The following is a 7,995-nucleotide window of genomic DNA, read 5'->3' on the forward strand; positions in this document are numbered from 1 at the left end:
CCGCCGCCGGGACGGGCCGGCCTCGCACCCGGCGCACGAGCCCCCTCGCGCGGGGCTCCACCGCGCCGCCGGCCGGGCAGGGGGCGGGAAGGCCGGGGCCGGGCCCCGAGCTGCACACGTGGGGACGCGACGGCCCGTCCCGGCCTTCCCTCCGGCCGCAATCTGCCACGCCCCGGGGGGTGTCGCCCGCCGGGGCGGCCATGAGCGTGACAAGACCGGACATTCAAGGCGGACATTCCGGGCGCTTTATCCCATACCTTCGGCCATACTCGGAAACATGAACACGGCAATGTATGTAGTTCTGGCCGCTGACCAGCACAGGTGGGCTGTCCTCGCGGCGTTCATCGGTGGACTGATCGTGGCCGGCGCGCTGGTCTGGGCCGTACGTGTCGGCATGCGGTACATGGACCAGGAGGAGCCGCGCCCCACCGCGGAGGACCAGCCGAGGCTGCCGGCCGGCGGCGCCGTCCGCGAGATGCGGGAGATACGGGAGCCGGACGAGATGCCGGACATGAGGAGGACCGGCTCGCGGCTCATGCCCTACGAGCTCCATCACGCCGCCACCAGGACGGGCAAGGACCAGAACCGCAAGCGCTGGCTGCCCGGATCCAGCGGCGCCTTCGGCAGCGGGGGCCCCGGGCACGTGTGACGTCACCGGGCCGGGGCGGCGTCCTCCACGGTGACCTGGAGCTGCTCGCTCGACGCGCTCACGCCGTTCGGGGCCGCGGTGGCCTGGAGCCGGCCGGGGCCGGCCGGGAGGGCGGACCCGGGGGCGCAGGCTCCAGCGGCCGTCGGCCCCGGCGGTGCCGGCGCACACCTCGTGGCCGTCCCGGTCGAAGAGGGTGATCCGCCCGCCGGCCACGCGCCCGCGAGGATCCCGGCCGCCGTCAGCGCGGCCGCCGCCCTGCCGGACCTGTTCGCCGTCGGCGGGCTCCCTGTGCGGCTGTCGCGGACACCCCGGAGCCGATTCTGCCGGGGCGCCCGTACGGCCGCCCGTGCTGGACGGCCGTACGGGCGGCCCGCGGTGCGGTCCGGGTCAGTGGCCGAGCCACACCGTGGTGTCCGGGCCGAGGCGGCCGTCCTCCAGGGGCGCGCTGGCCAGCAGGACCTCGCCCGCCGGGAGGGAGACCGGGCCGGCGGACAGGTTGGCCACACAGCGCCAGCCGTCGCCGCGGTCGAACTGCAGGACCCCCTCCGGGGTCTCCTCCGCCCAGGTCAGCGTCTCGCCGTCGATCAGCTTGCGGCGCAGGCGCAGGGCCCTGCGGTACAGCTCCAGGGTCGAGTCCTCGGCCCCGTCCTGCGCCTCGACGGCGTACGCGGCGAAGGACGGCGGCTGCGGCAGCCAGGCGCCGGCCGCCCCGAAGCCGTACGAGGGTCCGGTCGTCGTCCACGGCAGCGGCACCCGGCAGCCGTCGCGGCCCTTGCGGACGTGCCCCGTCTGTTCCCAGATCGGGTCCTGGAGGACCTCGGTGGGCAGGTCGGCGACCTCGGGCAGGCCGAGCTCCTCGCCCTGGTAGAGGTAGGCCGATCCGGGGAGCGCCAGCATCAGCAGGGTGGCGGCGCGGGCCCGGCGCAGTCCGGCGTCCGGGTCGACGGCGGGGGCGCGGCCGCCGGACAGCAGCCAGGCGTTCTCGTCCGTGTCCGGCGGCAGCATCAGGCGGGAGGCGTGCCGGACGACGTCGTGGTTGGAGAGCACCCAGGTCGCCGAGGCGCCGGCGGCGCGCGCGGTGTCCAGCGAGCCGGTGATGACCTGCCGCAGCTCCTGCGCGTCCCACGCGGCCTGCAGGTACTCGAAGTTGAAGGCCTGGCCCAGTTCGTCCGGGCGGGCGTACAGGGCGCGCCGTTCGCCGGGGACCCAGGCCTCGGCGACGGCCATCCGGGGCGGGGAGTAGGCGTCGAAGATCTTGCGCCAGTCGCGGTAGACCTCGTGCACCTCGTCCCGGTCGTAGAAGGGGTGGGTGCCGGGCGGGAAGTCGACGAGGGCCTCCTCACCGCCCGCGGCGTGGTCGCCGAGGTCGCGCAGCGGCTCGTCGAGGTCCTTGGTGAGGGCGTGCGCCACGTCGATCCGGAAGCCGTCCACGCCCCGGTCGGCCCAGAACCGCAGGGTGGTGCGGACGTCGTCGCGGACCTCCTGGTGCCCCCAGTTGAGGTCGGGCTGCTCGGCGGCGAACAGGTGCAGGTACCACTGCCCGTCCGGGACCCGCTGCCAGGCGCTGCCGCCGAACACGGACTGCCAGTCGGTGGGCGGCAGCTCGCCGCGCTCCCCCTTGCCGTCGCGGAAGACGTAGCGGTCGCGGGCCGGGGAGCCGGGCCCGGCACGCAGCGCCTCCTGGAACCAGACGTGCCGGTGGGAGGTGTGGTTGGGGACGATGTCGACGATCACCTTCAGGCCGAGCCGGTGGGCCTCGGCGACCAGCGCGTCGAAGTCGTCCAGGGTGCCGAGGCGGGGGTCGACGTCGCGCGGGTCGGCGACGTCGTAGCCGCCGTCGGCGAGCTCGGAGGGGTAGAAGGGGCTCAGCCACAGGGCGTCGACGCCCAGCGCGGCGAGGTGGGTGAGGCGCCGGGTGACGCCGCGCAGGTCGCCGAGCCCGTCGCCGTCGGCGTCGGCGAAGCTGCGGGGGTAGACCTGGTAGACGACGGCCTGACGCCACCAGTCGGGGTCCCGGGAGGAGAGGTCGGGCGTGGCGTCGGGGACGGGGTGCGGCGGCCGGGCGTCGGGCGGGGCGGTGCGGTCGGTCACGCGGTCTCCTCTGGGTGCGTGCGGGTACCGGCGGAGAATCTGTCCGGACCACCGTAAAAGCGAACGCACCGTCAGTGTGGAGCCATTCCCGATGGATGTGCCATACGGCACTTTCACCCCCGTTTGCCGCAATCGAGCCGGTGACCGGCCCTCCCCCGGCGCGTTCGGGCCCTCGGGCGGGTGCGGCACGGGCCGAAGCGTTCCGGCCGGGGAGGCCGGTTCCCCCGCGCGGGCCGCTCACCCGGACGGACCGCCGCGCTGGTGCGGCGGGCGGCCGGGTGGTGCCGTGGGAACACGTCCGTCCGTGGACGGCCCGGCCCCCAGGAGGCACCCCGATGACCCATGCCCCGGCCGCCTCCCGCGTCCTCCTCGCCGTCGTGCTGTCGGCGGCGGCCCTGCTGACCGCGGCGGCGTGCGTGGCCGGCGACCGGGAGGTGCCCCGCGCCCTGCCGGCGGGCGTGCCCGAGCCCCCGCCCGCCTCCGCCCCCACGTCCTCCGCCTCGCCCGCCGCCGAGCAGCCCTCCCCCGGCCCGCCGGCGCTGAGCGAGGGACAGCTGCGGGCGGCGCTGATCACGGAGGCGGACCTGGGGGAGCCGTGGACGGCGGGCCGGGGCGCGGCGACCTGGCGGGACGGGATGCTCAAGGCGAGGGCGCAGAACCCCGACTGCCTCCGGCTGCTCGACGTCCTCTACACGGAGGAGCCGTTCGGCCGGCCGGCCGGACCGAGCGCCACGGTCACGCTCGACGACGTCTCCGAGGAATCCCAGCTGCGCTACCAGGTGGCCGCGCACCCGCCCGCCGACGTGGACGACGTCCTGGCCTGGGCGAAGACGCTGCCGAAGGAGTGCGAGCGGTTCGAGGCGACCACCGTCCGGGGCGACGGCCTGCTCGTGGAGGTGGCGGAACTCCCGCTCCCCGGGGCCGGTGACGCGCGGGCGGGGCTGCGCGTGACGCTGACCGGTGAGGAGTCCGGCGGGACACCGTCCCGCCTCACCGTGCACCTCGCGGCGGTCCGCGTCGGCGAGGACGCGATCACCCTCACCAACGGCGGCCCCGGCGCGGTCCTCCCCGAGGTCACCCGGGCGATGGCCCGGCTCGGCGCGGACCGCCTGGCGGACGTCGGCCGGCAGGCGCGGGTACGGGTCTGACGGCCGGGCCCCTCTGCGGCGGGAGGTCAGGCGTCGCCGGAGAGCAGGGCGGCGGTCAGGACGTCACCGGCCACGCCCCAGCCCCCGTCGACGACCTCGTCGACCAGGACGACGGTGGTGGGCCGGGCCCGCTCGCCGTAGATCTCCGCGTACAGATCGGTGGTGCGTTCGACGATCTTCTTCTTGTCCTCGGCGGTGAGGGTTCCCGCGGGAACCTTGAAGTTGGCGAAGGGCACGGCTGTTGCTCCCTGTGTGATCCGGGGGTGAGGCGCTCGTGGAACGCCGGGCGACGTCCTCCACGGTGCACGCCGCCCGACGGCGGAACCAGGGGATGCCGTCCCCTGTGCCGGCCGCCCGGTCCGACGGAACATGGGGGCATGGGTTCTGTGAGACACAGCGAACTGGGCGCCTTCCTGCGGTCACGGCGGGAACGGATCCGCCCGGCCGACGTCGGACTCCCCGCCGGGCCCCGGCGCCGGGTGCCCGGGCTGCGCCGTGACGAGGTCGCGCAGCTCGCCGGGGCGTCGGTGGACTACTACAACGAGCTGGAGCGCGGAGCCGGCTCCCAGCCGTCGGAGCAGATGCTCGCCGCGCTGGCCAGAGCACTGCGCCTGACCGCCGACGAGCGCGACCACCTCCACCACCTGGCGAACCGCCCGGTGCCGGTGCAGGGCGGAGCCGCCTCGCACGTGCACCCCGGGATGCTCGACCTGCTCACCCGGCTGACGTCGACACCGGCGCAGGTCGTCACCGACCTGCACGTCACCCTCGTGCAGAACCCGCTCGCGGTGGCGCTGCTCGGGGACCACTCCGGCTTCCGGGGCGCCCGGGCCAGCTTCGTCCACCGGTGGTTCACCGAACCCGACACCCGGCGGCTGTATCCGCGGGCCGATCACGCGGTCCAGTCCCGCGCCTTCGTCGCCGACCTGCGCGCGGCCGCCGCCCGGCGGGACGCGAAGGACGCGGAGGCGCGCTCGCTGATCGGTGCGCTGCTCGACGGCTCCGCCGAGTTCGCCGCGCTGTGGGCCGAACACGACGTGGCGTTCCGCCGGGACGACCGCAAGCGCATCGTCCACCCCGCCCTCGGCGTGCTCGAGGTCGACTGCCTCAACCTGTTCAGCGAGGACGGCCGGCAGCGGCTCCTCTGGTTCACCCCGGCGGTCGGCACCGACAGCGCCGAGCTGTTCCGTCTCCTGTCGGTCATCGGCACCCAGGACTTCCCCGAGGCGGTCCGCTGAGGGCCGTAGGGCCGGCGGTTCAGCCCAGGCGGTCCACCGCCTGCTTCGCCTCGACCAGGTCCGCGCCCGTGGTCTCCCGGTACAGCTTGATCGCCTGGATCTTCTTGCCCTCGCGCACCAGCGCGAGGATCTCGTCCCGCCCCGGGATCTCCTCGTGGAGGTCCAGGTGCCCGAGCACCAGGTCGAGTTTGCGCTCGACGCGGGCGACGCGGCGCTCGTTGCGGGAGAGGCGGCCCTGGATCGTCAGGATGCCGAGGATCACGACGGAGGTGAGGAAGAGGATGGCTATGTCCATGGTCGCCCAGCGTAGGGAGCGCGGGGCCGGCCGGCGGGGCGACGCGCGCGGACACGCTCACGGAGCCTCGAAGCGCCTGCGGTGGGCCACGACGTCCATTGCCACCTCCAGGGCCGTGCGGCCGTGGGCGAAGGCGTCGGCCCGCAGCCGGGCCAGGGCCTCGTCGGCGCCGACGCCCAGCTGGGCCATGATCATGCCGACGGCCTGGTGGACGCGGTCGTGGTCGGCGGCCAGTCCGCTGAGCCAGGGTTCGTCGCCGACCGGGAGGCCGTACGGCAGGTCCGTCAGCGCCGCCGTCATGACGCCGGCGACGAGTCGGGCCACCCGCAGCTCGCCGTCGGTGAGCCCGCCGGGGGTGCCGCGGTAGAGGTCGAGGGTGCCGATGCAGACGGCGCCGCTGCCCAGGGGGAGCGCGTACACGGCGCGCACACCGGCGCCGAGCGCCTGCTGGGCGAAGACGGGCCAGCGGTCCGCGCAGCCGGCCGCGGCCAGGTCGTGGGCGAGGACCGGCGCGCCGATCTCCAGGACGTGCCGGCAGGGGCCGTCGCCCAGGGTGGCCTGGAGCTGGGCGAGGCGCGCGGCGCGCGGACCGGAGGCGGCGAGCTGTACCGGCAGCACGCCGTCACCGCGCAGCGACACGCTCGCGCCGTCCACCGGCAGCAGCTCGACGGCCACCGCGCACAGCCGCCCCGGCACGGCGGCCGGGCCGGCGTCCCGCAGCCTCGCGGCGATCGCGCCCATCACCCGTTCGTCCCCGTGGCCGCCGGCGTCGTCCGGCTCGCCCCCGGGGTGGTCCCTGGGCCGCACGCCCACCGCCTCCTCCGGCCGCTCGTCCTCGGAAACGAGCCCCGACTACCCGACCCGTCCCGCCCCGAAACGGTCAGAACGGGGGCGGGGCCGGCGCCGGCCCCAGGGTGGTCGTGCCCGGGGCCGTGCGGTGGCCCAGGCCGGTGCGGTAGGCGTCCAGGGCGGCCTCGACCCGGCCGGTGCGGCGGAGGAGGTCGCCGAGGAGGCGGCACAGGTCGGCCAGGTCGCCGGCGGCGCCCGCGCGTTCCAGCAGGCTCAGCGCGCGGACGTAGTGCTCCTCGGCCCGCTCCGCCTGCCGGGCGTCCTCGGCGATGAGGCCGAGCAGCCGGTGCGCGGCCGCCGCGTGCACCGCGCCCCGTTCGGGGGAGAGCCCGCCGAGCACCTCCTCCAGCAGGGCCGCCGCCTCCCGGGGCCGGCCGCGCCGGCGCAGTACGTCGGCCAGTTCGACGGTCACCTGGCTGCTGTAGAGGGACGCCCGCTTCGCCGACAGCATCTCCAGCGCCTCGCGCATCTCCTGCTCGGCGCGCTCCAGTTCGCCGTTCTGCGCGTACACGTAGCCGCGCATCCAGTGGCAGTTGGCCAGCTCGGTGCGGAGCTGCAGCCCCCGGTACAGCTCCGCCGCCCTGGCCAGCGAGGCGTCCGCCTCGGCGAGGCGGCCCTCGGCGAGCAGGGTGCGGGCCACCGACCGGTGCATGCGCGCCACCAGCGCCGGGTCGCCGGACTGCGGCGCGAGCGCCAGCGCGAGCTCCGCCGCCTGCGCGGCCCGCGCGTGCGCGCCCATGTCCATGTACGGGCCGATCGCGCTGGCGTAGAGCAGCAGAAGGGCGTCCGGGTCGTGCAGCCCGCCCCGGTTCAGCTCGTCGATCGTGGACTCGAGGAGGTAGACCGCGTACCGCAGTTCGCCCGCGAGGTAGTGCGCGACGGCCCGCCCGCGCAGCGCCGGCACCCGGGCGGGCAGCGGCGCCTCGGCGAGCCGGGCCTCGGCCCGCTCGAAGTAGCCGCGGCCCCCGGCCGGCTCGCCGGCCTCCAGCGCGCACTCCCCGAGCCCGAGCAGCGCGGCGGCCTGCTCCTCGACCAGTCCGTGCGCCTCCGCCTCGGCGAGCAGCCCGGCGTACTGCTCCACCGCGGTCTCCGTCTCGCCGACGGCGAGCGTGCGCTGCGCCCCGGTCAGCCGCAGGCGCAGCTCGGTCACCAGCCGGGCCGGGCGCCCGGTGGCCAGTTCGTCGAACGCGACTCCGAGGCGGCCGGCGAGGTGCCGTAACGCGTCGTCGGAGGGGCGCACCCGGCCCGCCTCCAGCGTGGAGACGTACGCGGGCGTGTACACCGGCTCGGCCAGCTGCCGCTGGGTCAGCCCGCGTTCCACCCGCAACCGCTGCACCCGCCGCCCGATGGCCGCCGGTTCGTCCCGCTCCCCCATGCCAACTCCCCCAGCGGACCTTGCCGTTCCCGTCCGACAGCGCCTAGGTTAAACCGCGTATTAAACGTGCTTAACCCATCGCTGTCGGGAGGTCGCCGTGCTGGAACGCCTACGCGCCACCGAGCGTTACGCCCGTGGCTTCGCCGCGGCCGTCACCGCGGTCGCGGCGCTGGTCCTGGCGGCCAACACGGGTCCGGCCGAGGCCACCGGCCCCGAGCCGGACCGGCGGACCACGACACCGGTGGAGGCGGCGGTCCGCTAGGGCCTCTCGTTTGGATCAGGTCGGCCGCGACCGACGGTGCGTCGTGGCCGACCCGAGCGGGGCTTGGTGCGTGCAGATGCAAGGCGGA

9 protein-coding genes are annotated in these 7,995 nt (G+C 75.8%); 4 read left to right on the forward strand and 5 right to left on the reverse strand.

Going from position 1 to position 7,995, the window contains the following annotated elements; genetic code table 11:
* The first annotated feature begins 277 nt into the window (after window positions 1–277).
* Complete coding sequence (locus tag ABTY20_RS34185) at window positions 278–649, forward strand: DUF6479 family protein (RefSeq protein ID WP_352001039.1); 372 nt, start codon at window positions 278–280, stop codon at window positions 647–649.
* A gap of 387 nt (window positions 650–1,036) precedes the next feature.
* On the opposite strand, the gene ABTY20_RS34190 is transcribed toward ABTY20_RS34185, so the two are convergent.
* On the reverse strand, window positions 1,037–2,740 hold the full coding sequence (locus ABTY20_RS34190) for a glycoside hydrolase family 13 protein (RefSeq protein ID WP_352001040.1): 1,704 nt from the start codon (window positions 2,738–2,740) through the stop codon (window positions 1,037–1,039).
* A 335-nt stretch (window positions 2,741–3,075) separates the two neighbouring features.
* Between ABTY20_RS34190 and ABTY20_RS34195 the strand changes: the two genes are divergently transcribed.
* Window positions 3,076–3,888 (forward strand): hypothetical protein, encoded by an 813-nt coding sequence (locus ABTY20_RS34195; protein WP_352001041.1) that lies wholly within the window; start codon window positions 3,076–3,078, stop codon window positions 3,886–3,888.
* Window positions 3,889–3,914: 26 nt separating this feature from the next.
* Here ABTY20_RS34195 and ABTY20_RS34200 read toward each other — a convergent pair whose 3' ends face one another.
* Window positions 3,915–4,124 (reverse strand): 4-oxalocrotonate tautomerase family protein, encoded by a 210-nt coding sequence (locus ABTY20_RS34200; RefSeq protein ID WP_352001042.1) that lies wholly within the window; start codon window positions 4,122–4,124, stop codon window positions 3,915–3,917.
* 141 nt (window positions 4,125–4,265) lie between these two features.
* Here ABTY20_RS34200 and ABTY20_RS34205 point away from each other — a divergent pair, with 141 nt between their 5' ends.
* Window positions 4,266–5,126 carry a helix-turn-helix transcriptional regulator gene (locus ABTY20_RS34205; RefSeq protein WP_352001043.1) on the forward strand — a complete coding sequence of 287 codons (861 nt, stop codon included), beginning with the start codon at window positions 4,266–4,268 and terminating at the stop codon, window positions 5,124–5,126.
* Window positions 5,127–5,145: 19 nt separating this feature from the next.
* Here the strand turns inward: ABTY20_RS34205 and ABTY20_RS34210 are convergent, their stop codons facing one another.
* The 3 genes from ABTY20_RS34210 to ABTY20_RS34220 all read right to left on the reverse strand — a co-directional run bounded on the left by ABTY20_RS34210 (window position 5,146) and on the right by ABTY20_RS34220 (window position 7,645).
* Entirely contained in the window at window positions 5,146–5,421 is a 276-nt protein-coding gene (locus ABTY20_RS34210) for a hypothetical protein (RefSeq protein WP_352001044.1), read from the reverse strand.
* 57 nt (window positions 5,422–5,478) lie between these two features.
* Window positions 5,479–6,234 carry a GAF and ANTAR domain-containing protein gene (locus ABTY20_RS34215; protein ID WP_502991953.1) on the reverse strand — a complete coding sequence of 252 codons (756 nt, stop codon included), beginning with the start codon at window positions 6,232–6,234 and terminating at the stop codon, window positions 5,479–5,481.
* A gap of 67 nt (window positions 6,235–6,301) precedes the next feature.
* Window positions 6,302–7,645 carry a helix-turn-helix domain-containing protein gene (locus ABTY20_RS34220; RefSeq protein ID WP_352001045.1) on the reverse strand — a complete coding sequence of 448 codons (1,344 nt, stop codon included), beginning with the start codon at window positions 7,643–7,645 and terminating at the stop codon, window positions 6,302–6,304.
* A gap of 97 nt (window positions 7,646–7,742) precedes the next feature.
* On the opposite strand from ABTY20_RS34220, the gene ABTY20_RS34225 reads away from it, so the two are divergent.
* Window positions 7,743–7,907 (forward strand): hypothetical protein, encoded by a 165-nt coding sequence (locus tag ABTY20_RS34225; protein ID WP_352001046.1) that lies wholly within the window; start codon window positions 7,743–7,745, stop codon window positions 7,905–7,907.
* Window positions 7,908–7,995 lie beyond the last annotated feature (88 nt).

Source organism: Streptomyces sp. NPDC126497 (genome assembly GCF_040302425.1).
Taxonomy (GTDB): Bacteria; Actinomycetota; Actinomycetes; order Streptomycetales; family Streptomycetaceae; genus Streptomyces.

What these genes read in the sequence shown, in the direction of transcription:
- ABTY20_RS34185 (WP_352001039.1), top strand. Translation starts at nt 278, where the DNA reads ATGAACACGGCAATGTATGTAGTTCTGGCCGCTGACCAGCACAGGTGG.
- ABTY20_RS34195 (WP_352001041.1), top strand. Translation starts at nt 3,076, where the DNA reads ATGACCCATGCCCCGGCCGCCTCCCGCGTCCTCCTCGCCGTCGTGCTG.
- ABTY20_RS34205 (WP_352001043.1), top strand. Translation starts at nt 4,266, where the DNA reads ATGGGTTCTGTGAGACACAGCGAACTGGGCGCCTTCCTGCGGTCACGG.
- ABTY20_RS34210 (WP_352001044.1), bottom strand. Translation starts at nt 5,421, where the DNA reads ATGGACATAGCCATCCTCTTCCTCACCTCCGTCGTGATCCTCGGCATC.
- ABTY20_RS34220 (WP_352001045.1), bottom strand. Translation starts at nt 7,645, where the DNA reads ATGGGGGAGCGGGACGAACCGGCGGCCATCGGGCGGCGGGTGCAGCGG.